The organism is Brevibacillus sp. FW301-21C12A (genome assembly GCF_058788915.1).
The window spans coordinates 20,227-44,594 of record NZ_JBYTBG010000040.1 but is presented as its reverse complement, the minus strand read 5'-3'; the positions used below and the strand labels follow the sequence as shown (position 1 = coordinate 44,594).

General features: G+C 55.5%; 23 protein-coding genes. 5 read left to right on the top strand and 18 right to left on the bottom strand.

The genetic code is table 11. The features are described from left to right. Positions 1-144 precede the first annotated feature (144 nt). From pdxR to AC3WQH_RS20345, 7 genes are all read right to left on the bottom strand, one after another. Entirely contained in the window at positions 145-1,623 is a 1,479-nt protein-coding gene (gene pdxR, locus AC3WQH_RS20375) for a MocR-like pyridoxine biosynthesis transcription factor PdxR (protein ID WP_005826797.1), read from the bottom strand. 289 nt (positions 1,624-1,912) lie between these two features. After that, positions 1,913-2,620: an ABC transporter ATP-binding protein gene (locus tag AC3WQH_RS20370; RefSeq protein WP_007787160.1), complete on the bottom strand. Its 708-nt coding sequence runs from the start codon at positions 2,618-2,620 to the stop codon at positions 1,913-1,915. A gap of 14 nt (positions 2,621-2,634) precedes the next feature. After that, entirely contained in the window at positions 2,635-3,411 is a 777-nt protein-coding gene (locus AC3WQH_RS20365; protein ID WP_005826793.1) for an ABC transporter ATP-binding protein, read from the bottom strand. A 21-nt stretch (positions 3,412-3,432) separates the two neighbouring features. After that, on the bottom strand, positions 3,433-4,716 hold the full coding sequence (locus AC3WQH_RS20360) for a branched-chain amino acid ABC transporter permease (protein ID WP_007787158.1): 1,284 nt from the start codon (positions 4,714-4,716) through the stop codon (positions 3,433-3,435). 9 nt (positions 4,717-4,725) lie between these two features. Continuing rightward, entirely contained in the window at positions 4,726-5,676 is a 951-nt protein-coding gene (locus AC3WQH_RS20355; RefSeq protein ID WP_025844394.1) for a branched-chain amino acid ABC transporter permease, read from the bottom strand. A 156-nt stretch (positions 5,677-5,832) separates the two neighbouring features. Further along, entirely contained in the window at positions 5,833-7,083 is a 1,251-nt protein-coding gene (locus AC3WQH_RS20350; protein WP_005826785.1) for a branched-chain amino acid ABC transporter substrate-binding protein, read from the bottom strand. Between the two features lie 313 nt (positions 7,084-7,396). Continuing rightward, positions 7,397-9,154 carry an adenine deaminase C-terminal domain-containing protein gene (locus tag AC3WQH_RS20345; RefSeq protein WP_005826782.1) on the bottom strand — a complete coding sequence of 586 codons (1,758 nt, stop codon included), beginning with the start codon at positions 9,152-9,154 and terminating at the stop codon, positions 7,397-7,399. Between the two features lie 196 nt (positions 9,155-9,350). Between AC3WQH_RS20345 and AC3WQH_RS20340 the strand changes: the two genes are divergently transcribed. The 4 genes from AC3WQH_RS20340 (at position 9,351) to AC3WQH_RS20325 (ending at position 11,836) form a co-directional block, all read left to right on the top strand. Further along, on the top strand, positions 9,351-9,893 hold the full coding sequence (locus tag AC3WQH_RS20340) for a YgaP family membrane protein (protein ID WP_327991616.1): 543 nt from the start codon (positions 9,351-9,353) through the stop codon (positions 9,891-9,893). Between the two features lie 18 nt (positions 9,894-9,911). After that, entirely contained in the window at positions 9,912-10,046 is a 135-nt protein-coding gene (locus AC3WQH_RS20335) for an EYxxD motif small membrane protein (RefSeq protein ID WP_005826778.1), read from the top strand. A 126-nt stretch (positions 10,047-10,172) separates the two neighbouring features. Beyond that, a complete protein-coding gene (locus tag AC3WQH_RS20330; RefSeq protein ID WP_005826776.1) occupies positions 10,173-10,616 on the top strand; it encodes a MarR family winged helix-turn-helix transcriptional regulator in 444 nt (147 codons plus the stop codon). Positions 10,617-10,627: 11 nt separating this feature from the next. Further along, on the top strand, positions 10,628-11,836 hold the full coding sequence (locus AC3WQH_RS20325) for an MFS transporter (RefSeq protein ID WP_492332230.1): 1,209 nt from the start codon (positions 10,628-10,630) through the stop codon (positions 11,834-11,836). A 69-nt stretch (positions 11,837-11,905) separates the two neighbouring features. Here the strand turns inward: AC3WQH_RS20325 and purD are convergent, their stop codons facing one another. The 3 genes from purD to AC3WQH_RS20310 form a co-directional block, all read right to left on the bottom strand. Continuing rightward, positions 11,906-13,183, bottom strand: coding sequence for a phosphoribosylamine--glycine ligase (gene purD / locus AC3WQH_RS20320; RefSeq protein WP_005826773.1), 1,278 nt, complete (start codon positions 13,181-13,183; stop codon positions 11,906-11,908). Between the two features lie 37 nt (positions 13,184-13,220). Further along, on the bottom strand, positions 13,221-14,771 hold the full coding sequence (gene purH / locus AC3WQH_RS20315) for a bifunctional phosphoribosylaminoimidazolecarboxamide formyltransferase/IMP cyclohydrolase (RefSeq protein WP_005826771.1): 1,551 nt from the start codon (positions 14,769-14,771) through the stop codon (positions 13,221-13,223). 194 nt (positions 14,772-14,965) lie between these two features. Then, positions 14,966-15,334: a hypothetical protein gene (locus tag AC3WQH_RS20310; protein ID WP_005826769.1), complete on the bottom strand. Its 369-nt coding sequence runs from the start codon at positions 15,332-15,334 to the stop codon at positions 14,966-14,968. Between the two features lie 288 nt (positions 15,335-15,622). Between AC3WQH_RS20310 and AC3WQH_RS20305 the strand changes: the two genes are divergently transcribed. Beyond that, positions 15,623-16,948, top strand: a complete 1,326-nt coding sequence (locus AC3WQH_RS20305; protein WP_242507414.1) for a sensor domain-containing protein — start codon at positions 15,623-15,625, stop codon at positions 16,946-16,948. Here the strand turns inward: AC3WQH_RS20305 and AC3WQH_RS20300 are convergent. The 8 genes from AC3WQH_RS20300 to purC all read right to left on the bottom strand — a co-directional run bounded on the left by AC3WQH_RS20300 (position 16,916) and on the right by purC (position 24,345). Beyond that, positions 16,916-17,302 (bottom strand): helix-turn-helix domain-containing protein, encoded by a 387-nt coding sequence (locus AC3WQH_RS20300; RefSeq protein WP_005826765.1) that lies wholly within the window; start codon positions 17,300-17,302, stop codon positions 16,916-16,918. The two genes, AC3WQH_RS20305 and AC3WQH_RS20300, sit on opposite strands and share 33 nt — an antisense overlap. A gap of 81 nt (positions 17,303-17,383) precedes the next feature. Beyond that, positions 17,384-17,995: a phosphoribosylglycinamide formyltransferase gene (purN, locus tag AC3WQH_RS20295; RefSeq protein ID WP_005826763.1), complete on the bottom strand. Its 612-nt coding sequence runs from the start codon at positions 17,993-17,995 to the stop codon at positions 17,384-17,386. Further along, positions 17,989-19,029: a phosphoribosylformylglycinamidine cyclo-ligase gene (purM, locus tag AC3WQH_RS20290; RefSeq protein WP_025844379.1), complete on the bottom strand. Its 1,041-nt coding sequence runs from the start codon at positions 19,027-19,029 to the stop codon at positions 17,989-17,991. The genes purN and purM overlap by 7 nt, the downstream gene beginning before the upstream one ends. A gap of 31 nt (positions 19,030-19,060) precedes the next feature. Further along, complete coding sequence (purF, locus tag AC3WQH_RS20285; RefSeq protein ID WP_005826760.1) at positions 19,061-20,479, bottom strand: amidophosphoribosyltransferase; 1,419 nt, start codon at positions 20,477-20,479, stop codon at positions 19,061-19,063. Further along, on the bottom strand, positions 20,464-22,707 hold the full coding sequence (purL, locus tag AC3WQH_RS20280) for a phosphoribosylformylglycinamidine synthase subunit PurL (protein WP_026558322.1): 2,244 nt from the start codon (positions 22,705-22,707) through the stop codon (positions 20,464-20,466). The genes purF and purL overlap by 16 nt, the downstream gene beginning before the upstream one ends. Then, positions 22,688-23,380 carry a phosphoribosylformylglycinamidine synthase subunit PurQ gene (gene purQ, locus AC3WQH_RS20275; RefSeq protein ID WP_005826757.1) on the bottom strand — a complete coding sequence of 231 codons (693 nt, stop codon included), beginning with the start codon at positions 23,378-23,380 and terminating at the stop codon, positions 22,688-22,690. Before purQ ends, purL begins: the two co-directional genes overlap by 20 nt. A gap of 4 nt (positions 23,381-23,384) precedes the next feature. Continuing rightward, on the bottom strand, positions 23,385-23,633 hold the full coding sequence (gene purS / locus AC3WQH_RS20270) for a phosphoribosylformylglycinamidine synthase subunit PurS (RefSeq protein WP_026558323.1): 249 nt from the start codon (positions 23,631-23,633) through the stop codon (positions 23,385-23,387). Continuing rightward, entirely contained in the window at positions 23,626-24,345 is a 720-nt protein-coding gene (gene purC / locus AC3WQH_RS20265; protein ID WP_005826753.1) for a phosphoribosylaminoimidazolesuccinocarboxamide synthase, read from the bottom strand. Before purC ends, purS begins: the two co-directional genes overlap by 8 nt. Between the last annotated feature and the right edge of the window lie 23 nt (positions 24,346-24,368).

Genomic DNA, 24,368 nt, shown 5'->3' with positions numbered 1-24,368 from the left:
GCCTGGCTAGTATGCCAAACACCATCCCGTCCACGATTCCGGCGGCGGCCACGGGAAAAATTTGTTTCATTCCTTTTACAAACAACGCCTGCGACACGCTCGATGCTCTCCCTTCTCTGTTGCCACCGCCTTGTGCAAGCTGTCTCAACGCTTCCGCAAGTACGGCCCCCACACCTTTTGCAAAAGCCGGATGCCCGCCTCCATCTCTTCCGTCGTCATGCCGCCAAAGCCGAACTGGAAAGCAGGCAGCGCTTTTGGCTGCGGTTCCATCCATTTGTGTGAGGTAGGGTAGACGCGCACACCCGCAGCCTCCGCGATTTGCGCAAGCTGCAAAGCCGTGCAGTCGCTTGCCACCTCGACTGTCATCGACAATCCGGCATCCTGTCCTTTCAGCAAAATGTAAGGCCCGAGCTGCTCCTGCAAAATGTGCAGCATCGCATCGTGCTTTTTGCGGTAGAGCGTGCGCATCTTGCGAATATGGCGCTCCCAGTCGCCGTGTTTCATGAACAGAGCCAATGTCTCCTGATGAATCCGCGACGCAGACTGGTCGAAATCCGCCAGTTGCTCGTGGTAGATGGCAAGCAGCTCCTGTGGCAACACCATGTAGCTGATCCGTATCGACGGCAGCAGCGCCTTGGAAAACGTCCCGAGGTAAATGACCCGCCCGTGCGTGTCCAGCCCTTGAAGCGAAGGAATCGGTCGGCCGTGATAGCGAAACTCTCCGTCGTAGTCGTCCTCGATAATATAGCCGCCTGTCTGGTTCGCCCAGTGCAGCAGCTTCAGCCGCTTGGCGTACGGCATGACGATTCCCGAAGGGTCCTGATGGGACGGGGTAATGTACACATATCTCGCTCCGCTTTTCCCGAGCGCTTCCACGTCGATCCCGTCCTCCTCCAGCCGAATCGGACATACCGCAAAGCCAAGGTGGGCAAAAACGGAACGCACCCCGTTATAGCCGGGCTCCTCCATGGCGACAATCTGTCCGCGCGGGCCGAACAAAAAGCCGAGCAAGCTAATCATGATCTGCGTACCCGCGCCAATGACAATCTGCTCCGGCGTCGCCTGCACCCCGCGGGCACGGCTCAAGTAGCGGGCAAGCTCCTCTCGCAAAAGCGGCTCCCCTTGCCTGTCGCCGTAATACAGCACGCTCCGGTTCTCTTTTTGCATGCACTGGTTGGTGTATTTGCGCCAGCGCTCGTAAGGAAAGTGCTCCGCATCGACCCGGGCATGGTGAAAATCGTAGCGAATGGAAACTGGTTGCCCGTCCTCCGGCTGCTCCGCTGCATGCGGCACGCGCCCACCCGCAGCGGCAACGCCAACCGCGCCAGCGGTCGGTACGCTCTTTTTCCCCGCATGTTCGGGTAGCGGGCCATCCCACTCCATATCTACGACATAAAAACCGCTGCGCTCCCGGCTCTCAATGTACCCTTCTGCCAAAAGCTGATGGTAGGCGCACTCCACGGTCGTTTTGCTGACCTGCAAAAATCCGCTCAAGGCCCGCACAGATGGCAGCCTTGTTCCCGAAGGCAGCCGGCCTTCCTGGATTTCTGCGCGAAAATACCGATAGAGCTGCAAATACAACGCTTCTTTGTCCTCAACCAAGTGGGGACTGATGTCCAGCATGTTCTGTTTTCTCCTCTCCCTGCAACTGACCTGCCTCCTTTTTTTCAATCTGTCCATGTTCACGAAGGCCAAGTCAGTCTATGCTTAATCATATCAGAAAATTTGCACATTTCCTCCCGGTTGGAAAACTTGCCTGCATGCGGCTTTGCGGCATAGCGGAAACCGTCTGGTACCCGCCTCGTAGCCTGAAAGTTATTCTCCGGGAAAAGAAAAACCGACGGAGAAAAGTCTCCATCGGCCCCAGCTTACCCTATTGTCCGTAACAGGCTGACTTCTTTGATCGCATGTTTTACGCGAGATAAGCGTCCCGAACCTGTGGATTTGCCAGCAGAGTCTGCGCATCGTCCTTCAAAATGATTTCACCTGTCTGGATCACGTAGCCGCGGTGCGCCACTGAAAGCGCCTGGTTCGCGTTTTGCTCTACCAGCAGGATCGTCATGCCTTCCCTGTTCAGCTCTGTGACGATGTCAAAAATTTGTTCGACGAGAATCGGAGCCAAGCCCATTGACGGCTCATCGAGCATGAGAATTTTCGGCTTCATCATCAGTCCGCGCGCGATCGCCAGCATTTGCTGCTCACCGCCGGACATCGTCCCGCCTTTTTGGTCGATCCGTTCCTTGAGGCGCGGGAAGTAAGCAAAAGCTCGCTCGATGCCTTCCTCGATCACCTGTTTATCCGATACGCCGAACGCTCCCATTTCCAGGTTTTCGCGCACGGTCAGCTTTGGAAAAATCCGGCGGCCTTCCGGCACATGGGCGATTCCCGCACTGGCAATATCGTGGGTGCGCATCTGGGTAATATCCTTGCCGTTGAAGATCACTTTGCCTTCCTTGGCGCGGGTCTGGCCGCAGATCGTTTTCAGGGTGGTCGATTTTCCCGCCCCGTTGGAGCCGATCAAGGTGACGACCTCACCCTCGTTGACGGTAATGCTCAATCCCTTCAATGCGTGGATACCGCCGTAATAGGTATGAACGTTATTCAGCTCTAGCAATGCCATCGTTTTTCCTCCTTCTACGACACTTCCGACGCACTTTTGCCGAGGTAGGCTTCAATTACGTTCGGGTTGTTGCGGATTTGCTCCGGTGTTCCCTCCGCAATTTTCCGGCCGTAATCCAGTACGTGAATGTATTCGCTGAGTCCCATGACCAGCTTCATGTCATGCTCGATCAAGATAATCGTCAGGTCAAGCTCGCGTTTCAGCTTGCGGATAAAGTCGGTCATTTCGACTGTCTCGCGCGGGTTCATCCCCGCCGCCGGCTCGTCGAGCAAAATAATCTGCGGATTCGTCGCCATCGCCCGAGCGATTTCCAGCCGACGCTGCAATCCGTATGGCAGGCTACCCGCCGCTTCGTTGGCGATATGGGCGATGCCTACATACTCCAGAAGCTGATAGGCTTCTACGCGGGCCTTTTCTTCCTCGACCCGTACGCGCTTGGTGTTGAACAAAATGCCGAGCAACCCGGCTGACAAGCGGCTGTGAACGCCGACCATCACGTTTTCCAGCGCCGTCATTTCTTTGAACAGCCGGATATTTTGGAACGTCCGGGTAATCCCGCGGCTTGCGATCTGATCGGGGCGCAACCCTTTGATGCTTTTGCCGTCCAGGAGAATTTCACCTTCATCCGGCACGTAAAATCCGGTAATCATGTTGAAAAAAGTCGTTTTCCCGGCCCCGTTCGGCCCGATGACTGCCGTAATGCTTCCCTTGTCTATGGAAATCGAAACGTCCTGGTTGGCTACCAGTCCGCCAAAGCGCTTCGTCAAGTTTTTTGCTTCCAACAATGCCATGCCCTTTTCCCTCCTCGTCCGCTATGACTGCTTGCCAGAAGCCAATTGGGACAGCTTGCCGAGAATCCCCAGCTTTTGTTTGCCATACTCGCTCTCTTTGATCGCGTCGAGATCGTTCTTTTTCCGCTTGGCCGGAATCAGTCCGTTTGGACGATACAAGGCGACGAGAATCAGCATGATCCCGAAGATGAGCCGCTGGAACTTGGACGGGTCCAACTGGTTTGGCAGGTTGATGATGCCGGATTGCTGCAGGCTGTGCAGGAAGTTGGAGAACTCTTTCAGGAGCTGCACCTGCAAAATGGTGACAAAAGCGGCTCCAAGCACGACGCCCGGGATGCTTCCGCTTCCGCCGAGAATGACCATGACCAGAATCCCGATTGATTCCATCAGCGTAAACGAAGTCGGATCGATAAAAGTCTGTTTGGCTGCGAAAATAACCCCGACCACCCCTGCGAAGGAAGCGCCTGTCGCAAACGCGGCCAGCTTTGTATTCAACAGCGAGATCCCCATAGACTGCGCCGCAAGCTCATCCTCGCGCACGGCGATCCACGCGCGGCCCAAACGGGAATGCTCAAAGCGGATATTCGCCAGGACGATAAAGGCGATTACGAACAGGACGATAAAGTAGAAGTAAAACGGCGTCCCCATCTTGATGCCGAACAGCTCCGGCGATGGAATCGGGGTAATCCCTTGCGGACCGTTTGTAATGTTGATCGGTTTGTCCAGGTTATTAAAAATAATCCGAATAATCTCACCAAAACCGAGCGTAACGATGGCGAGGTAGTCCCCTTTTACCCGTAACACCGGCAGACCGAGCAATATCCCGAAAATCGCGGCCACGATCAAGCCGACGATGAGGAACGGCCAAAACCAGTCACCAGAGAGCGGGAACAGGTTGCCCGCGATAAATTCATTCGCCTGCGAGGTCGAGAAAATCGCGTAGGCATACGCACCAGCAGCGAAGAAGGCGACGTAGCCCAAATCGAGCAGCCCCGCGAATCCGACTACGATGTTCAGTCCGAGCGCCATTGCCACGTAGATGCCGACTTGCGAAGCGACCTCCATGTAGTAGCGGTTTTCACCCGCGACCAGCGGAATGATAATCAGCAGGACAGCGGCCCCGACAATCATCTTGATCGTCTTGGACGTATTCGTGTAATAGACGAGCACGATTGAGGAGAGAATGCCGAGAAACGCGATGACTGATTTGTCCATGAAATGCAGAGCAGCCGCGAAGCCGGCGATCCAAACCAACGTAAGCGCGAGCGGGATTCCTTTGAACGTTTTCCAGGCCAGATTTGCCATTGGTCTCACCTACACTTTCTCTTTCACAGCTTCGCCAAACAGCCCTTCCGGCTTGAAGAGAAGCACGAGGATTAGAATGCTGAACGCGAACACATCTTTGTACTCAGCACCAAATGCGCCGTTGGTCAGCGGCCCCATGAAAGCGCCAGACAGCGATTCCAGTAGCCCGAGCAGCACCCCGCCCACCATGGCTCCGCGCAGGTTGCCGATCCCGCCGAGAACGGCTGCGGTAAATGCCTTCAATCCGAGAATGAAGCCGATATAAGGGTCGATCGTCCCGTAATTTTGCGCAAACAGCACGCCTGTCGCTCCGCCGAGACTGGACCCGATCAAAAACGTAAGCATGATTACTTTGTCTACATTTATGGTCATCAGCGAAGCCGTGCTCTGATCCTGCGCTACGGCCCGCATGGCGATTCCCCATTTTGTCTTGTTAATGAACAGCGTCAGCGCAATCATCATCACAATGGCGAGCACAATTACAATCAAGCCCTTGGCTGGAATCGCAGCGAAACTGCCTAAAGAAATCGAACCAGTAAAAAGAGTTGGACTGTTCAGATAAAATTCATTGCGAGCCAGCGCTTCCGTAAAACGAACGAGGTCTTGCAGCAAAAACGATACACCGATGGCAGAAATCAGTGGCACGAGGCGCGGCGCTCCGCGTAGCGGCCGATAGGCGACCCGCTCGATTCCTACTCCGAGCGCACCCGTAATCACCATGGCGATTATCAGTGTCAAGAATAGTGCGACAAAAGGGTTCATGCCTTCCAAAGCCCCCAGGGCGTCAGAGATCAACAATACCTCTGTACCGACAAAGGCCCCGACCATGAAAATTTCTCCATGAGCAAAGTTGATAAATTCCAAAATCCCGTAAACCATTGTGTAGCCCAAGGCCACGACTGCGTACATGAATCCAAGTGTTAATCCGTCAACCAACACCTGAGGCAAAATGTTGAGCATCATGCTTTCCCATCCCTCACTTCTCAATAAACTTGTAGAAATTTTCTGCATCCATTCGCATGACTGGACGTGAGTTTCAGTAGAAAAGGGCGAACACAAGCGTGCCGCCCCGGACTGTATGAGGCATGAAAGAGTGTACGGTGATGTTGGCTGCGATTACTCGGCCTTGCCTACAAAAGTGGACTTGTCCTTGTCATACTTGTAAATGAATACATCTGCGTTTACGTTGTCACCTTTTTCATCAAAGGTAACTTTTGTGAATTGCCCCTGAAAATCTTTCGTTTTGTGAACTGCTTCGAGGACTTGCTCGCGTGTTGGTTTTTTGCCACCATTCGCTTTGATTGCTTCCATGACGCCGTTGAGGATGACGTTCATGGAGTCGAAACCGTAGACGGAGTAGGTTTCAAGAGGTTTGTTCGTCGTTTTCTTGTACTCTTCGGCCCACTTCTTGCCCTCTTCGGTCTGCGTCACGTCACCTGCCACTGACGTAAACACGACACCTTCGACGGCATCGCCGGCTATTTTAATCATATCAGAAGAGTCCAAACCGTCGCCACCCATAAAATATCCCTTGTATCCTTTTTCACGGGCTTGCTTGACCAAAATTCCGCCCTCCGGATAAAGTCCCCCGAAAAAGATGATGTCAGGGTTTTTTGCCGTTACCTGGTTCAGTACGGCACTGTAATCTTTTTCGCCTTGCGTGATGCCTTCGTAGCCGAGGAGCTGCACGCCGTCTTTTTCAAACTGCAGCTTCACCTGGTCGCTCAAGCCCTGGCCGTATGCGGTCTTATCATGAATGATGAAAGCTGTTTTCACGCCGAGCGTGTTTTTCGCATACATGGCCGCTTTCGGTCCCTGGGCGTCGTCGCGAGCGCAAATCCGGTGTACGGTTTTCTTGCCTTCCTCGGTCAGCTTCACCGCCGTATTGGCCGGAGACACCATGACCAGCTTGCCTTCCTCGTACTTCACGGACGAAGGAATCGCTACGCCGGAGTTCAGATGGCCCACTACCCCGTACACGTCAGGGTTGGAGATGAGCATTTCCGCGTTCGATACGCCGATCTTCGGGTCCGCCTGGTCATCCTGCGGGAAGAGCTGGATGTCGAAGCCGAGCTTTTTGAATTCTTCCTTGCGCAGATTCAGCGCGTATTCGGCACCCGTCTTGATCGCGTCTCCGAGAGAGGACTGGTTCCCGGAGAGGGGGGTTTGGGTTGCGATTTTGATGACACCACCGTCTGTTGCTCCGCCGCCGCTACCGGAAGTGCTCGTCTGGTTTTGCGCCGACTGCTGACCACCTCCGCTTGTGTTGGTTCCCCCTGATGAATTGCTGGTTCCTGCGCAACCTGTGAGTGCCACACTCGTCGCCAATACCGCAGATAAAATACTGATGTGAGAGAGTTTTTTCATGCGGAATTGAATCCCCCTTTAATTATTCTTTATTTTTGTCCTCGCCAGACGATCTACCCTACTTACCAGGTTGCGACTCTGTGAGCACTCTTTCTGTTAGGACGGAAGATAGATGTGGCTTGGCTATTATTTATTGTAAAATAAATCTGATAATTTACAAGAGGTAAATATTTTTTCCAATCATATACCGAATGCTTACATACTCGTGATTTCATTCCCTACTATTGAAATCAAATAATTATATCTTTGCTTCATCGCCATAAAGCGTTAATGTTATCCATTATATTTACGGCTCCCAAAACAAAAACTCCCTCTATTGCAGAGGGAGTGCCGGGACGAGAATTTGCCCTGTTTTTACGTCTGCGATGCCTTCCGCAGTAAGTCTCGCATAAGGCAGGTGAGTGGCGGTGAAAAACAGGAGAGAATAGAGCGGATCGAGGTGCGCGTGGCCTTTTGCCCGCAGCTTGGCCGTCAAATTCTCCGCCATGGCAATCACTTCTTCCATCGGAGCCGGGGAAAATTTTCCGGCAAGCGGCAGCGGACATTCGCAGGCAATCTGCCCCTCGTCGATCAGCACGACTCCGCCGCCGATGTCTCTGATTCGCGCAAGCGCTGCCGCCATCGCCTGCGGGTCGCGCCCGATGACAAGCCAGTCGCCGGACGCTGTATAGGAGCTGGCCAAGCCCTCGATATGCTCGCCGTAGCCGCGCAGTACTGCAACCGTGCGGCTTTTCCCTGCCGGATCGACGCTGACAATCAGGGCGAGCTGCGGGTCGTGCGCCAGCGAGACGAAGCCGTGCTCGTCTACCGGAAGCTGCTCCAGCGTCATGCGGGTAATAACGGCATTCAGCATGTTCAGCACCGGCACCTTGCCGTCTTCGTCAGGGCGCAGCGTGAACCATTCTGCCTGCGTTTTGTCCTGCAGCGAATCGACGGTTGGGAACGAGTAGTCCGCCCAGCGCGGCTCGATTGTGGGAATGAGCAATCTGCCTTCCTCCGCCGCCTTTTGTCCGTTGGCAAAGACGACAAGCGGCGCAGGGTCGTCCTTGGCTCGCAGAAGCAGCATATCTGCCACTCTTCCCGGCGCGATTCCGCCGAGTTCGGCGTCTAGCCCGTAGTAGACGGCCGGATTCAGCGTCGCCATCACATACGCCTCTTCCGGCGGCATGCCCGCTTCTATCGCGACGCGAATCGTCCCGTCGAGGAAGCCGTTGCGGTGCATCGGCGGGGTGCTGCCATCTGATGTCAGCATCATCCGGGGCGACCACGGCAACCCGAGCGCGAGCCATCCTTTGACTAGCTCCGGCAAATCCGGGCGAATCGAGGAATGGCGCAAGGTGGCGTACATGCCAAGCCGGAGCCGCTGAAGCAAATCCTCCGCCGTAATTCCTTCGTGACAGGCGGTAATTCCGGCCGCCGCTGCAATGTTCAGCGTTTCGTAGGAAGCGCCGGGATGATGCCCCTCCATTCTTTTGCCCAGATCGCGCGTGTGCTTCAAGCCGAACAGCAGCGTCTCGTCCTCCTGCAGCACGCCGGACCAGTTCGTCAGCTCTCCGCCCTGGACGACGAGAGGATGCTCGAGCATGCGAGCAAGCCCTTCCTTCGTGAATTGCGGGTGCTCTTTACCTGTTTGCGGATCGAGTCTCGCCCAGAAAAACTGTTTGACCGGATGGCCGGACAAAGACTCCATCAGCGCTGCCACCTGCTCGGGCGGCAAATTCATCAGCATCAACGTGTCGGACACGAGCGTGGTCGTCCCCCGCTCCAATGCAAAGTCCGCCAGCGTGTACGGGTTGTACCATTGGAAAGGATGGGCGTGCGGCTCGATGTAGCCGGGCACGACGTACTTTCCGTCCGCTTCGACGATCACCGTATGCTCGTCTGTCAGCGGCTCTTTTTCCCCCACGTAGGCAATCCGCTCCCCGGCTACGACTACATGATGCTCCTGCCATTCTTTTGTAAATACGTTCAGGACGCTGGCTCCCTTGATCCACAAGCTGGCCGGCGCCTGTCTTTTGCTCACGCGGAGCAGATTCCGGTACGCTTCCTCTGATAAAGCTCGAACTCGCATGCTTTTCTCTCCCCTCGCTGTCCATCGTCGTCTGCATCGACTGAATGATCGTTCATATTGACATTGCTTTACTGCTTCGCCGCCCGCGAAGACTTCCCCTGCTTGCCGGAACACTTCGACCTGCAATTTCCACGGGTTGTCCTTTTGCCTTTATCACAGACTAATGCGTAGAAGACGCGACTGGAGGCGAGCACAGATGCAAAGAAACGTTGGAACTACAGATGCAATCATCCGCATGACGGGCGGCCTCTTGGGCCTGGCTTACGGCATAGGCAAAATGAGCCGTCGCCCGTACAATGCCCCCTGGCTGTTAATGGCTTTTTCCGCCATGAAGGTAGCGGAAGGCGCCACCCGTTTTTGCCCGATGTACAAAGCGCTGGGCATTAACACGATCAAGGCAAACGGCATGTCGGGCATGATGGATCAAATGAAGCAAAAAGGGATTCAAACCGTCATGAATCAGGTGACGGGTGCGTTTAGCGGCAGCGGCACTTCCGCAAAAGGCAAGGAGCACAATAAGCAGGAGTCAAGCACTACTGCTACAGCCGCCGCAGACGCGCAAAACACAAAACCGCAGGCTGCTGCTGCAAACACGCATGCCGCGACGCAGCAAAACGAATCCAAAAAAGGCAAGCTGTCTGCCGAAGACCAGTTGCTCGAACAAGCTGCCCGCGAGTTTATTTCCTACCGCTCGCAGGAAAAGGACGACAGCAGCACACGCTACCCCACTTACTCGTAGAAAAGAGGCGACGCGCTCATGATCGTCGGAACTCCCCTCTATGAATGGCTGTCCCACAATCTGTTCGTCGCTGCCATGATCGTCGGTGTCATTGGCGTAGTCGGCTATTACGCCTTTTACGCCTCCAAGCGAAAAGGGCGCTATCGGCAATAAGCTGACAGCTCCCAAGGATACAAACCGCCTCGTTTCGTCGCAGGCGGTTTTTCCATTTACAAAATTAATTGCTATGCATATAATTGTCAAAACAACTAATTTCGCGAGCAAAGGAAGGTTCTTCTCATGATCGACCATTGGCAACATGAACCGATCGGCTTTCTGATCGGCAATACGTACAGGCGCATGATTCATTATGTGTCCTTGTTTTTGCGCGAATTCGACCTGACGACGGAGCAGTTTGCCGTCTTGTACCGCCTCCGGGAAGAGGACGGAATCAACCAGAAAGAGCTGGCTCTGCGCTCCGCCAAAGACCAGCCGACCATGACGCGCATTCTCGACAACCTGGCGAAAAAAGGCTGGATTGAAAAAAAGCTGAGCGAACACGATCGCCGCGCCTATCTCATCACGCTCACGCCGAATGGCAGGGAGTGGATTGAAAAGGCCATTCCCGCCGAGGCCAAGGCGATAGCGGACATCTTCGCCGGGATTTCGCCGGAGAAGCTCGCTTTTTTGCGGGAAATACTGCTGGAGATCAATGAGAATGTAAACCGCCATACACAAGAATAGGAGTGAACACGTTGGGAGAGAGTAGAGAGAAACTGTGGACGAAGGATTTCGTCCTGCTTACTGTATGCAACATGCTGTTGTTCCTCACCATCCAGATGCAGACGCCGACGTTTCCGGCCTACGTGAAGCAGGCGTATCAGGCAAACGATTTCGTCGTCAGCCTGGTCATCAGCCTGTTTTCGTTGGCAGCCGTAGTGGCACGCGCATTGACCGGGGAAGCGTTGCGAACGAAAAACAGCAAAGTCATCGCGATGCTGGCGCTGTGCACTGTCGGGATATTCAGCGCAGGCTACTACTGGGCCGGGCATATCGCCCTGTTTTTGTTTTTGCGCGTTCTCGTCGGCATCGGCTTTGGCATGGGCAGCACAGCGTTTCCGACGGTCGTGTCCAACGTCATTCCCGTCCGGCGCATCGGGGAAGGGATGGGCTACTTCGGCCTGTCCACCAGTCTGGCGATGGCGCTCGGCCCGCTGATTGGCCTTGGTATCCTGCAATCGTTCGGAATCGGCCCGATGCTTTTGACGCTCGTGCTGCTTGTGGCTGCGATTTTCCCGTTGGCGCACATGATCCGCTCCTACAGCCTGCGCATGGCGCCAGCGCCCAAAGCAGCGCCCGTCAAAGGGTTTGCCCGCTTTTTTGACAAAAAGTTGCTGCTGCCCGTCAGCCTGAATTTTTGCCTGTCCATTACGTACGGCGGAATCTTGAGCTTTCTGGCCTTGTACGGAAAAGAAACCCACATCGCCAACGTGGGCTGGTTTTTCCTCGCCAACGCGCTCGCCATGATTTTGATTCGGCCTTTTTCCGGCAAGCTGTACGATTGCAAGGGCCATATCGCCGTCCTGCCGCCAGGCGCGATCTTCGTGGGCGTCAGCCTGCTGCTCCTGTCGGTGACGACCAGCGAATCGCTGCTGCTGATCTCGGCCTTTTTCTACGGACTCGGCTACGGCATGATCCAGCCGTCGATTCAAGCCTGGATGGTCAAAGTCGTCGCGCCAGAGCAGCGCGGCATGGCAAACGGCCTGTTCTTCAATTCCATCGACCTCGGCATCGCCGCAGGCTCCATGCTGCTCGGCGTGCTTGCGACTCATTCCAGCTACTCGGTCATGTACCGCTGGTCAGCCGCCTGCATGCTGTTGTTCCTCGGCGTTTACGTCTTGTCGCAGCTTGTGGCAGCCAAAGGGAAAAAGGCACGGCTGGCAGGCGAACATATCGGTCTATAAGGAAAAGGCAGTCCTCGTTCGAGCCTCATCGGCGAACGGGACTGCCTCTTTGCTTTTTTTCGGTGGTTGTTACTTTTGCTGCTGGTGCTTCATCGCTTTTGCCGCAATGTCCGTGCGGTATTGCGCTCCTTCGAACGAAATCGCCTGCACAGACGCGTACGCCGCTTCACGCGCTTGTTCGAGGTCGGCTCCGGTTCCGACTACGCCGAGCACGCGGCCGCCGCTGGTCACAATGCCTTCGTCTGTTTGCTTGGTGCCAGCATGGAATACGGTAACGCCTTCTGTCGTTTGCGCCAGGCCGTCGATCCGCTTGCCCTTCGGATAATCGCCCGGATAGCCGGGAGCTGCCATGACGACGCAGACGGCGCTTCCTTCTTTCCAGGTCACGTCCAGGCTGTCCAGCTCTCCGTTAACGGTCGCCACGAAAATGTCGAGCAAATCCGTCTCCAGCAGCGGCAAAATCACTTGCGTCTCCGGATCGCCAAAACGGGCGTTGAACTCGACCACTTTTGGTCCTTGCTCGGTAATCATCAGTCCAGTGTAGAGAATGCCTTTGAACGGAATACCGTCCTTCGCCATCCCGGACGCCATCGGCTGAACGATCGTTTTCACAATCGTATCGACCAGTTCGGCCGACATGTGCGGAACCGGGGCGTACGTCCCCATGCCGCCTGTATTCGGGCCGCGGTCGTCGTTGAAAATGCGCTTGTGATCCTGGGAGGTAATCATCGGCTTCACGGTTTCGCCGTCGACAAAGGAGAGCAGGGACAGCTCTTCGCCAAACATGCACTCCTCGATGACCACGCGCGTACCCGCTGCGCCAAAAACGCTCTCCTGCATGATCTGGCGGAGCGCTTCTTCCGCTTCCTCTACGGTCTCGGCCACGACAACGCCTTTGCCTGCGGCGAGGCCGTCAGCCTTGACGACGATGGGCGCCCCTTGCTGGCGCACATACGCGCTCGCCGATTCGTAGTCGATGAACGACTCGTAGGCAGAGGTCGGGATGTTGTAGCGTTTCATCAAGCTTTTCGCGAACGACTTGCTGCCTTCGATCATCGCCGCTTTGCCATTCGGCCCAAAGATCGGCAGGTTGCGCTCCTGGAAAAAGTCCACGATGCCGCCGAGCAGTGGATCTTCTGGTCCTACGACAGTCAAATCAATGCCTTCGTCTTTGACGAACTGGGCTAGCGCCGCAAAGTCATTGACGCCAATCGGTACGTTCTGGGCAATCTCGGCTGTGCCGCCGTTTCCCGGAGCGCAGTACACCTTTTCTACCTTCGGGCTTTGCAAAAGCTTCCAGGCAATGGCGTGTTCGCGGCCGCCGCCGCCAATTACCAATACTTTCATGGGGATATCCTCCTGTTATTGAAGGGATCTGTATGAATCAGTGCTTGAAGTGGCGCGTGCCAGTAAACACCATGGCGATGCCCGCACGGTTGCAGGCGTCGATGGATTCCTGATCGCGAATCGAGCCGCCCGGCTGAATGATCGCGGTAATTCCGGCCGCAGCCGCCGCCTCTACGGTATCTCCCATCGGGAAGAAGGCATCGGAAGCGAGCACAGCGCCTTTTGCCAGCTCTCCCGCCTGCTCGATGGCGATTTTCGCTGCGCCGACACGGTTCATTTGACCAGCGCCTACCCCGATCGTCATGTTGTCTTTTGCCAGCAAAATCGCGTTAGACTTCACGTGCTTGACAACTTTCCAGGCGAATTGCAGTTGGGCCATTTCTTCGGCTGTAGGCTTGCGGTCTGTCACGACCTGGATTTCGCTTTCTGCCAATTGCTTGTAATCGTAATCCTGAATCAGCGCGCCGCCCGCGACCGGAGCGATGCGGAACAGATTGTCCGCTTTTTTCGCTGGCTCATTCAGGGCAGGGATGCGCAAGAGACGCAGGTTCTTTTTCTCGGTCAGCACAGCCAATGCGTCTTCGGTAAAATCAGGAGCAATGATGATCTCCAGGAAAATTTCTTTCATCGCGAGCGCCGTGTCTTTGTCAATCGGGCGATTCGCCGCGACGATGCCGCCGAAAATGGATACGGGGTCCGCTTCGTACGCTTTTTGGTACGCCTGGCGAATGTCTGCGCCGATCCCCACGCCACAAGGGTTGGAGTGTTTGATCGCGACAACAGCCGGCTCGGTAAATTCACGCACAATCGCCAGAGCCGCGTCTGCGTCGTTGATGTTGTTGTAGGAAAGCTCTTTGCCGTGCAGTTGCTCCGCATAGCCGATGCTCAACTGGCTGGACAGCGGTTCGCGGTAAAAAGCGGCGCGCTGGTGCGGATTTTCGCCGTAGCGCAGGTCTTGCGCTTTTTCGTAGGTCACCGTGTAGCTCTCTGGCAACAGCTCGCCTACCTGCTCGCTCAAATAGCGCGAGATCAGGGCATCGTAGGCCGCTGTGTGACGGAATACTTTCGCTGCCAGACGACGGCGCGTTTCCAGCGTAGTATCGCCGTTTGCCTCGATTTCTTCGGCTACCTTGTCATAGTCGGCAGCGTCCACGACAACGCTCACGAACGCATGGTTTTTCGCCGCGGAGCGCAGCATCGTCGGCCCACCAATATCAATATTCTCAATCGCATCTTCGTATGTCACGTCCGGCTTGGCAATCGTTTCCTTGAATGGATACAGATTGACCACGACCAGATCGATTGTTTCGATGTTCAGGTCCTTCAACTGCTTTTGATGCGCTTCGTTGTCACGCACAGCCAAGAGGCCGCTGTGGATATTCGGATGCAGCGTTTTGACACGTCCGTCCAAAATTTCGGGAAATCCGGTCACCTCGGAAATGCCAATGACGGGAACCCCCTCTGCTTTCAAGAGAGCAGCCGTACCTCCGGTGGAAATGATCTCTACTCCGGCATCTGCCAAACGACGGGCAAACGGAATCAATCCTGTCTTGTCAGAAACGCTAATCAACGCCTTTTTCACACTCACGGATAGAACCTCCTGACTTTTAATAAGAAAACATGACGGAAAGCTTTTCGCGCCACACTAAAACACGAACATTCCTTTCATATTAAAACATAATTGTACGTTTTTATCAAGAGTTTCCTCAGCGAAAACAAACGCAGCCGCCCATGCCTGTTCGGCACTCGCGACTGCCCTGTTTCGCTCCCGACGCGGGAAGCTTACCGCTTTTTTTTGCTTCCTCCAGACAGCTTTTTCACACGCTCCGCCAGAGAAAGGTGCTTGCTTTTTCCAGCAGCCTTGGATGGCTTTTTCGGCTTGCTGCTTTTTGCCTTGACCTCTTTCGGAACCTTCGACACCAATTCTTCCATGGAGAGCGACTTTCCACTTTTCATCCGTTCCTTGACACGCTCTTTTGTCTCCTCCGGCACGTCAAGGCCCATCTCGGACAGCTCATTCATCAACTCGTCGACGTTGCCCCCGCCTTTGGGGAATTTTTGCGCGAGCTTCATAATATCGTTCAGCGTCCATTCCCGCCCTGTTCTCTTGCTTAGCTTGCCCAGCAAATCCGCAACGAAATCTCCGCTCAAATCGGCCCCTCCTCTTTTCCTGCTTCCTTTTACAGTATGTCGGGAGGGCAGATTTGGTTTGCTTTCATTCCTGTCAATCGTTGGCAGGGAAAAGCAGTCCATTTATTGACAATGATTCTCACTTTCATTAACATAAATGGTACGATTACATGCATCTGCCCGAAGGCTTACATGAAGTCAACTCGCCATCAGCTTTTTTCTCCACCAGTTGACGCTTTCTTAGGCTCCTCATCCTCCGCCTTGCACGAAGCCTTGCTGCAGCCCATTCTGGAGCATATGGAGGCAGGCGTGACTGTCTACGGGTTGGATGGACGCATCCCTTTTTTCAAAGAGGCAGCCAAACGCTTTGGCATGTCCGAGCCCATAGACTTGCATGAACGAACGTACGGCTCCTATTCGTTTTACCATCCCGACGGCAGCACTCCCGTATCGTTTGCGGAGTTGCCGTCTGTTCGCGTGTTGCACCAAGAAAATGTCTACAATCAGGAGATTTGGGTACAGCCGCCCGGAAAAGCTGTCTCCATCCTCGTCGCCAACGGCAAGCTGCTGTACGCTTCCAGCGGGGAGCCTGTCGGGGCCTTGATCGTCACGCACGACATTACGGAGCGCAAGTGGGCCCAGCAGCGGCTGGAGGTGAGCGAGCAGCGCTACAAGTCGCTGTTTGAGCACAACCCGGACATCGTCTGCTGGCTGGATCTGTCCGGCCGGTTTTTGAACGTCAATCCGGCTTTCGAGAGCGTGACGGGCTACACGATGAGCGATCTGCGCAACCAGTCCTTCCAGCGGCTTTTGAACCGGGAAGGCGTCCGACGCGTCCTCTCCATGTCCCGCACGATTCAGCAGGGCGCATCGGATAACTACGATATTTCCGCCTTTCATCAAAACGGCACGCAAATCGAGCTGAACGTCACCGTCGTTCCCATCGTGGTCAGCCAAAACGTGGTCGGATATTTTGTCATTGCCAAGGACATTACGGAGCGCAAGCAGACAGAAGAGACAGGGCAGATCGTCCCGATCGGTCGCTGGGTGCTGGAAATGGCCTGCCAGCAATGCGTGAAGTGGCAGCAGCAAGGCTTGCCGCCCGTTCGCCTCGCCGTCAACTTGTCCATGCGCCAGCTTCAGGACAAGCAGTTGGTGCCGATGGTCCAGCAAATTTTGCAAAAAACCGGGCTGCATCCGCGCTATCTGGAGTTGGAGATTACGGAGAGCATCGCCATGCACAGGCTCGATGCCGTCATCCCGCGTCTGCAAACGCTACAGGCAATGGGCATCCAGATTTCCATTGATGACTTTGGCACGGGCTACAGCTCGCTCAGTTGCTTGCAGCTTTTGCCGATCAACTCCTTGAAGATCGACCAGTCGTTTATGCGCAACATGACGGACTCGTCGTCTCACATGCCGATCGTGACCGCCATCGCGGCCATGGCGCACAGCCTGCAGCTCTCGCTCGTGGCCGAAGGCGTCGAGACGGCGAAGCAGCTCGCTTTTTTGCGTTCGCTTGGCTGCCTGACGGTGCAGGGCTATTTTTTCAGCAAGCCCGTTCCGGCGGATGAACGAGAAGCTGCTGGCGGGCAATTAGCGCTACCAGTTTTGATAGCTGGCTTTGTTCTTTGATTTCTCATACACCCACTCGTCTATGGCCCGCTTCGAGAAGCGGTAAATCCCATTGATTTGAATCGCTGGAAGCTGCTTGTCTTCCAGCAATTTGGACAGCACCTGATCGGTTATTCCCAAATAGACAGCGACTTCATCCGCGTTCATGATTTGCTTTTCCACTGAATGCACAGACTGGTTCAGATCATTCAGTCGATTGTCGAAGGACGTGAGGGCAGTCGCAATCTCTGCCGTATTGTGGGTGGCTGAATCAGCATAGGCAGAAATACTTCTGGTAGCGTCGGCAATCATCCACGCGCCGACCAGCATGACGAGACTTACGATCAGGACTGCTCTTGTCATCGGTTCTTTCATCATTCTCCCTCCCTTTCTCAATTGTAACAGAAAAAGGAAAAAGACCAGCACATCTATCCTGTGCCGGTCTTTCTTTTGACGCTATGCTATCACCTGAACTTGCCGCCCTGTAACCTGCACCCGGCCTTCCGCCAGCATGCCGATGACTTCCACCAGCAGCCCGTGCTCCACCTCGTGGATGCGCGCTGCCAGCGTCTCGGCCGTGTCGTTGTCATGCACTGCTACGGGAACCTGGGCGATGATCGGACCCGTATCGAGACCGGCATCGACCAGATGGACCGTTACCCCCGTTATCTTTACCCCGTAAGCGAGTGCCTGGCCGATCGCGTCCTTGCCTGGAAAAGCAGGCAAGAGCGACGGATGCAGGTTGATGATTTTTCCTTCGTAAGCGGACAGCAGCGTCTCTCCTACCAACCGCATGTAGCCTGCCAGCACGACCAGAGAAATCTCGCGCTTTTGCAGCTCTGCGACAATCTCCGCTTCAAACGCTGCCTTGCTGGCATACTCCTTCGGTTGGAACACAAAAGCTTCGATTCCCAAACGTTCGGCGCGCTCCAGCACCTTCGCCTGCGGCTTGTCGCAGACGAGCAGGGCGACTTCCACGCCCGGCAGCCGTCCTGCCTGAACAGCCTGCGCGATCGCTTCGAAGTTGGAGCCGCTGCCTGAGGCGAAAATGGCCAGCTTTCTCACCATTCCACCCCGTTGTACACGACTTTGCGCTCACCCGCCTGAATGTTTCCGATCAGGTACGGCTGCTCGCCGAGTTCTTGCAGCTTTTCCATGACGCTCGCCGCATCCGCTTCCTTCACGACCAAGATCATGCCGATGCCCATGTTGAACGTTTTGTACATGTCCGGGAAGGAAATGTTTCCGGCTTCCTGCACGAGCGAAAAGATCGGCAGAACAGGCCAGGAGCCGACGTTGATGACCGCTTGCGTGTTTTCCGGGAGCACGCGCGGGATGTTTTCCGTAAAGCCGCCGCCTGTGATGTGAGCCAAAGCCTTGACTTCATGCGATTCCAGCACAGCCAGTACTTGCTTCACGTAGATGCGGGTCGGCGTCAGCAGTTCCTCGCCGAGCTTTTTGCCGAGGACGTCTACATGGTCGTGCAAAGACATGCCCTTGTCGGCCAAAAGCACCTTGCGCACGAGCGAGAAGCCGTTGCTGTGCACGCCGCTCGACGCCAGCCCGATCAGCACGTCGCCTGCTGCTACGTTCGCACCCGTAATCATTTTGCTCTCGTCGACAACCCCTACGGTAAATCCGGCGATGTCGTATTCGCCCTCAGCGTACATGCCTGGCATTTCCGCCGTCTCCCCGCCGATCAGCGAGCAGCCGGACTGGGCGCAGCCTTCTGCGATCCCGCTTACGATCGCTTCGATTTTTTCCGGGATCACCTTGTCTACTGCCAGGTAGTCGAGGAAAAAGAGCGGCTCCGCGCCCTGCACCACGACGTCGTTGACGCACATCGCGACGGCGTCGATCCCGATCGTGTCGTGTTTGTCCATGGCAAAAGCCAGCTTCAGCTTGGTGCCTACCCCATCGGTACCCGATACGAGAATCGGCTTTTCGTATTTTTTCGTGTCCAGACGGAACAACGCTCCGAAGCCGCCCAAATCGGTCAGCACTTCGGGGCGGAATGTCCGCTTCACGTGTTTTTTCATGCGTTCGACGGCTTCGTTCCCCGCGTCGATGTCGACACCCGCTTGTTTATATGCTTCACTCATCGTTTCTCCCCCTTACAAGAGGTTGCTTGTATTAGCACTTGGACGCTGGTAGCGCCTCTTCAAATTCAATCTCGGTCGGATACTCTCCGGTAAAGCAGGCGAGGCAATGCCCTTTGTTCGGAGCGGAATCCTGGCGGCCAATCGCTTCGATCATGCCTTCTACAGACAGGAAGGCCAAGGAATCGGCTTCAATGATCTGGCGAATTTCCTCTACCGATTTGGTCGCGGCAATCAGTTCGTCACGCGTGGAGGTGTCGATGCCGTAAAAGCACGAGTTCATGACAGGCGGAGAGCTGATGCGCACGTGTACTTCCTTGGCGCCAGCCTCGCGCAGCATGCGGACAATGCGGTTGCTCGTCGTGCCGCGCACGATGGAATCGTCAATCATGACGACGCGCTTGCCTTCGACTACTTTGCGAACCGCCGACAGCTTGAGGTACACCGCGCGCTCGCGCAGCTCCTGGCTCGGCTGGATGAACGTCCGGCCTACATAACGGTTTTTGATTAAGCCGATCTCGTACGGAATGCCTGTCGCTTCCGCAAAGCCGATCGCGGCGGAAATGCTGGAGTCCGGCACGCCTGTGACTACATCGGCGTCAATTGCCGATTCCAGAGCGAGCTGCTTGCCCAGCCGTTTGCGGGCCATGTGGACGTTGATGCCGTCGATGTCGCTGTCCGGGCGGGCGAAGTAAATGTATTCGAACGTACAGATCGAGCGTTGTGTCGTCTCGGTGTGCTTCGTCTCGGTGATGCCGTCCTGGTCGATGACGATCATTTCCCCTGGCTGCACGTCGCGCCAATACTCGGCACCGATGATGTCAAACGCACAGGTTTCGGAGGCGACTGTCACCGCGTCGCCCAGTCGGCCGAGCGACAGCGGACGCAGGCCGTTCGGATCGAGTGCGATCACGAGCTGCTTCTCGTTCATGACGAGCAACGCATACGCGCCCTTGATGTGCTGCAGCGCGTCTTTTACCGCACCTGGCAGGTCGCGGCGCTCGGAGCGTGCGATCAGATGCGCGATCACCTCGGTGTCGCTGGTCGTCTGGAAAATCGACCCTTTTGCTTCCAGCTCTTTGCGCAGGACGGCCGCATTGACGAGGTTACCGTTATGGGCAACAGCCATGCTGCCTTGCGCGTAGCGGAAAAACAGCGGCTGGGCATTTTCAATCTTGCTGGAGCCGGCAGTCGTATAGCGGGTGTGGCCGATGGCGATGTGACCGCGAAATTTTTCCAGGTCGCCTTTGCCAAACGCTTCCGATACAAGCCCCATTCCGCGGTGCTTATACCACTTCTCGCCGTCGGAGGCGCAGATACCTGCGCTCTCCTGACCGCGATGCTGAAGGGCGTGCAGACCGAGATAAGTCAGTTGGGATGCTTCCTTATGGTTGTAGATGCCAAAGACGCCGCATTCTTCGTTAAGTTTGTCCCAGATTACCCGATCAAACATGGAATCGCATCCTTCCAGGCTGCTTTCACCTCTTGAATCGAAGCGTTGATCGCTTCTGCACCGTTCACGTTCACTACCAGACGATCGCCGCCGATCGTACCGATTTTTTCAGCCGGTACGCCATGCTCACCTGCCAATGCGAGGATCGCTTCCGCCTGCTCAGGGCTTGCGCTGAGCAAAATGCGGGATTGGGATTCGCTGAACAACAGTACATCGCTTCGCAGTTCGGAGCTAAGCTCGACTTGAGCGCCGATGCCTTTGCCGAAGCAAGACTCTGCCAGAGCCACGCCGAGACCGCCTTCGGACAGGTCGTGAGCGGAGTTGACCAAGCCTTTGCGGATCGCTGTGAGCACGAGCTTTTGTACAGCGGCTTCCTTGTTCAGATCAATTTGCGGAGGACGGCCGGAGATGGAGCCTGTTGCGAGCTTTTGATACTCGCTGCCGCCCAGCTCTGCGAACGTTTCGCCGAGCAGGATGATCGCGTCGCCTTCGTTTTTGAAGTCTTGGGTCGTAATATGGTCAACATCGGTAATCAGACCGACCATGCCGACGGTTGGAGTCGGATAGATCGCGTCACCGCTGCGTTCGTTGTAAAAAGATACGTTGCCGCCGATCACAGGCGCGTCGAGTGCCACGCACGCCTCGCTCATGCCTTCGCACGCTTTCTCGAACTGCCAGAACACTTCCGGCTTTTCCGGGCTGCCGAAGTTGAGGCAGTCGGTGATCGCCAGCGGCTCGGCACCGGAGCAGACCACGTTGCGAGCGGATTCCGCTACAGCGATGGCGCCGCCCACTTTTGGATCGAGGTAGACGTAGCGTCCGTTGCAATCTGTCGTCATGGCAAGCGCCTTGCGCGTACCGCGCACCATGACAACCGCCGCGTCAGAGCCAGGCTTGACCGCTGTGTTTGCCCGCACGATGTGGTCGTATTGCTCGTACACCCACGCCTTGTTGGCAACAGTCGGCTGTGCCAGAATGCTTTTCAGCGTCTCGTTCAAATCTTTCGGCTCCTGGATGGCAGCGAGCACGTCTACATTCGCGTTTGCCTCGTAGTAAGCAGGTACTGCGGATGGACGGTGGTAGACAGGCGCGTCATCAGCCAGGCTGTTTACTGGCACTTCTGCCACGACTTCGCCTTTGTGCAGCAGGCGCAGCTTGCTGTCTTCCGTTACTTTGCCCACGACAGCGGACGCCAAGCCCCACTTGTCAAAAATAGCAATGGCTTCTGCTTCCTTGCCTTTTTCCACGACGACGAGCATGCGCTCCTGGGACTCGGACAGCATCATCTCGTAAGCGGACATTCCCGCTTCACGCTGTGGCACGAGGTCGAGGTTCATCTCGATTCCGTTTCCTGCCTTGGACGCCATCTCGGAGCTGGAGCTGGTCAAGCCAGCCGCGCCCATGTCCTGAATCCCGACGACGATTCCTGTGTCGATCAGCTCCAGGCACGCTTCAAGCAAAAGTTTTTCCATGAACGGGTCGCCCACTTGTACCGCCGGACGCTTTTTCTCCGATTCCTCTGTCAGCTCCTCGGACGCAAACGTTGCGCCGTGAATCCCGTCGCGGCCTGTGCTTGCGCCGACGTAGATGACAGGGTTGCCGATACCGGAGGCTACCCCTTTTTGAATTTTTTCGTGGTCGATGAGGCCCACGCACATCGCATTGACGAGCGGGTTGCCTTCATACGTAGGGTCGAAGTTCACTTCTCCGCCCACGGTAGGAATCCCGATGCAGTTTCCGTAACCGGCGATACCAGCCACCACGTGTTCAAACAAATATTTGACGCGCGGCGTTTTCAGCTCCCCGAAGCGAAGCGAGTTGAGCAGGGCGATTGGACGCGCGCCCATGGAAAACACGTCGCGGATAATGCCGCCCACGCCAGTCGCTGCGCCCTGGTACGGCTCGATAGCAGACGGGTGGTTGTGGCTTTCGATTTTGAAAACAACTGCCTGATTGTCGCCGATGTCCACGATCCCTGCGCCTTCGCCTGGACCTTGCAGCACGCGAGGACCTTTTGTCGGGAACTTGCGCAGGACAGGCTTGGAGTTTTTGTAGGAGCAGTGCTCAGACCACATCACGCTGTACAGACCTGTCTCTGTCCAGTTCGGCTGGCGTCCCAAAATATTGACAACACGTTGGTATTCTTCGTCAGTCAGCCCGATTTCGCGATAGAGCTTCTGATCGGCAATTTGTTCTGCGGTCGGTTCTTTATGCGTGAGTTGTGACACTGTTTTGTTCCCTCCACGTCTTCAGGATCGAGGTAAACATGCGGCGTCCGTCATCGGAAGTCATCCATTTGTGGACAGCGCGCTCAGGGTGAGGCATCATGCCGAGCACATTGCCGCGCTCGTTGCAAATGCCTGCAATATCGTCAATCGAACCATTCGGGTTCTCGCCGCTGTAGCGGAATACGATCTGCTTGCCTGCTTTCAGCTTCGCAAGCGTCTCTTCATCACAGTAGTAGTTTCCTTCGCCGTGCGCGATCGGAATCTGAATTTCTTCCCCGGCCGCGTAGTCGCGGGTAAACGGGGTATCGTTGTTGTCTACGCGCAGGCCGGACAGCTTGCAGGCGAATTTGAGGGAACGGTTGCGCAAAAGCGCTCCTGGCAACAGCCCTACCTCCGTGAGAATTTGGAAGCCGTTACAGATTCCCATCACCAGCTTGCCTTCCTCCGCTGCCTTGACCACCTGCTCCATGACAGGCGAAAAGCGAGCGACCGCGCCACAGCGCAAATAGTCTCCATAGGAGAAACCGCCCGGCAAAAGAATCACGTCATACCCGGACAAATCTGTCTCGGAATGCCATACGTAATCGACCGGCACTCCCATTACGTCTTCAACTGCGTTATACAAATCTACGTCGGCATTGGAGCCTGGAAAGACGATAACCGCTACTCGCATGTCCTTAGCCCTCCACGATTTCAAAGCGATAGTCTTCAACCACCGTATTGGCCAACAGCTTTTCGCACATCTCACGTACACGCTCTTCTGCCTGCGCACGGTCCGCTGAGTTCAGCGTAAGCTCCATGTACTTCCCGATCCGCGCATTGTTTACTTCGTCAAAACCAAGGGTGTGCAGAGCCCCTTTTACAGCGTGGCCTTGCGGGTCCAAAACGCTCTCGCGCAGCGTTACATAAACAACAGCTTTAAACATGTACGTCTCCTCCCAGTCTCTTCAGCATTTCTTGGTACGCTTCTTCTACATTGCCCAAATCACGACGGAAGCGGTCTTTGTCCAGCTTCTCTTTTGTTACCGAGTCCCAGAAACGGCATGTATCCGGGGATATTTCATCGGCGAGGAGGATCTCCCCGTCCGGCGTTCTTCCAAATTCCAGTTTAAAATCGACCAGGGTGATGTTGCGCTCGGCGAGGTAAGGCACGAGAACCTCGTTTACAGCCAGCCCCATGCGCTCAAGCGTCGCCAGGTCACTTTCGCTCGCAATTCCCAACACTTTGATATGGGACGGGTTCACCAACGGGTCGCCCAATGCGTCGTCCTTGTAGTAAAACTCGACAACCGGCTGCGGGAGAACGGTGCCCTCTTCCATGCCAAGGCGTTTGGCGAGCGAGCCTGCCGCGATATTGCGGACAACGACCTCCAAAGGAATGATCTCCACTTTGCGGACAACCTGCTCGGTTGCGGACAGCAGGCGGACAAAATGGTTGTCGATGCCTTTCTCCTTTAGCATGGTGAAAAAGATAGCGGTAATGCGGTTGTTCAGCTCACCTTTTCCGGTGATTTGCGCCCGCTTCTCTCCGTTGAATGCTGTTGCGTCGTCTTTATACTCTACCCAGTATTGCTCAGGCTCAGATGTCCGATAAATACGTTTCGCCTTACCTTCGTAGAGTTGTTCCTGTTTTTCCACTGTAGGAGTCACCTTCCCAGATA

Excerpts from the sequence above, each read along its gene's own strand:
- pdxR (WP_005826797.1), bottom strand. The coding sequence starts at position 1,623 with ATGCTGGACATCAGTCCCCACTTGGTTGAGGACAAAGAAGCGTTGTAT.
- AC3WQH_RS20370 (WP_007787160.1), bottom strand. The coding sequence starts at position 2,620 with ATGGCATTGCTAGAGCTGAATAACGTTCATACCTATTACGGCGGTATC.
- AC3WQH_RS20365 (WP_005826793.1), bottom strand. The coding sequence starts at position 3,411 with ATGGCATTGTTGGAAGCAAAAAACTTGACGAAGCGCTTTGGCGGACTG.
- AC3WQH_RS20360 (WP_007787158.1), bottom strand. The coding sequence starts at position 4,716 with ATGGCAAATCTGGCCTGGAAAACGTTCAAAGGAATCCCGCTCGCGCTT.
- AC3WQH_RS20355 (WP_025844394.1), bottom strand. The coding sequence starts at position 5,676 with ATGCTCAACATTTTGCCTCAGGTGTTGGTTGACGGATTAACACTTGGA.
- AC3WQH_RS20350 (WP_005826785.1), bottom strand. The coding sequence starts at position 7,083 with ATGAAAAAACTCTCTCACATCAGTATTTTATCTGCGGTATTGGCGACG.
- AC3WQH_RS20345 (WP_005826782.1), bottom strand. The coding sequence starts at position 9,154 with ATGCGAGTTCGAGCTTTATCAGAGGAAGCGTACCGGAATCTGCTCCGC.
- AC3WQH_RS20340 (WP_327991616.1), top strand. The coding sequence starts at position 9,351 with ATGCAAAGAAACGTTGGAACTACAGATGCAATCATCCGCATGACGGGC.
- AC3WQH_RS20335 (WP_005826778.1), top strand. The coding sequence starts at position 9,912 with ATGATCGTCGGAACTCCCCTCTATGAATGGCTGTCCCACAATCTGTTC.
- AC3WQH_RS20330 (WP_005826776.1), top strand. The coding sequence starts at position 10,173 with ATGATCGACCATTGGCAACATGAACCGATCGGCTTTCTGATCGGCAAT.
- purD (WP_005826773.1), bottom strand. The coding sequence starts at position 13,183 with ATGAAAGTATTGGTAATTGGCGGCGGCGGCCGCGAACACGCCATTGCC.
- AC3WQH_RS20300 (WP_005826765.1), bottom strand. The coding sequence starts at position 17,302 with ATGAAAGAACCGATGACAAGAGCAGTCCTGATCGTAAGTCTCGTCATG.
- purN (WP_005826763.1), bottom strand. The coding sequence starts at position 17,995 with ATGGTGAGAAAGCTGGCCATTTTCGCCTCAGGCAGCGGCTCCAACTTC.
- purM (WP_025844379.1), bottom strand. The coding sequence starts at position 19,029 with ATGAGTGAAGCATATAAACAAGCGGGTGTCGACATCGACGCGGGGAAC.
- purF (WP_005826760.1), bottom strand. The coding sequence starts at position 20,479 with ATGTTTGATCGGGTAATCTGGGACAAACTTAACGAAGAATGCGGCGTC.
- purQ (WP_005826757.1), bottom strand. The coding sequence starts at position 23,380 with ATGCGAGTAGCGGTTATCGTCTTTCCAGGCTCCAATGCCGACGTAGAT.
- purS (WP_026558323.1), bottom strand. The coding sequence starts at position 23,633 with ATGTTTAAAGCTGTTGTTTATGTAACGCTGCGCGAGAGCGTTTTGGAC.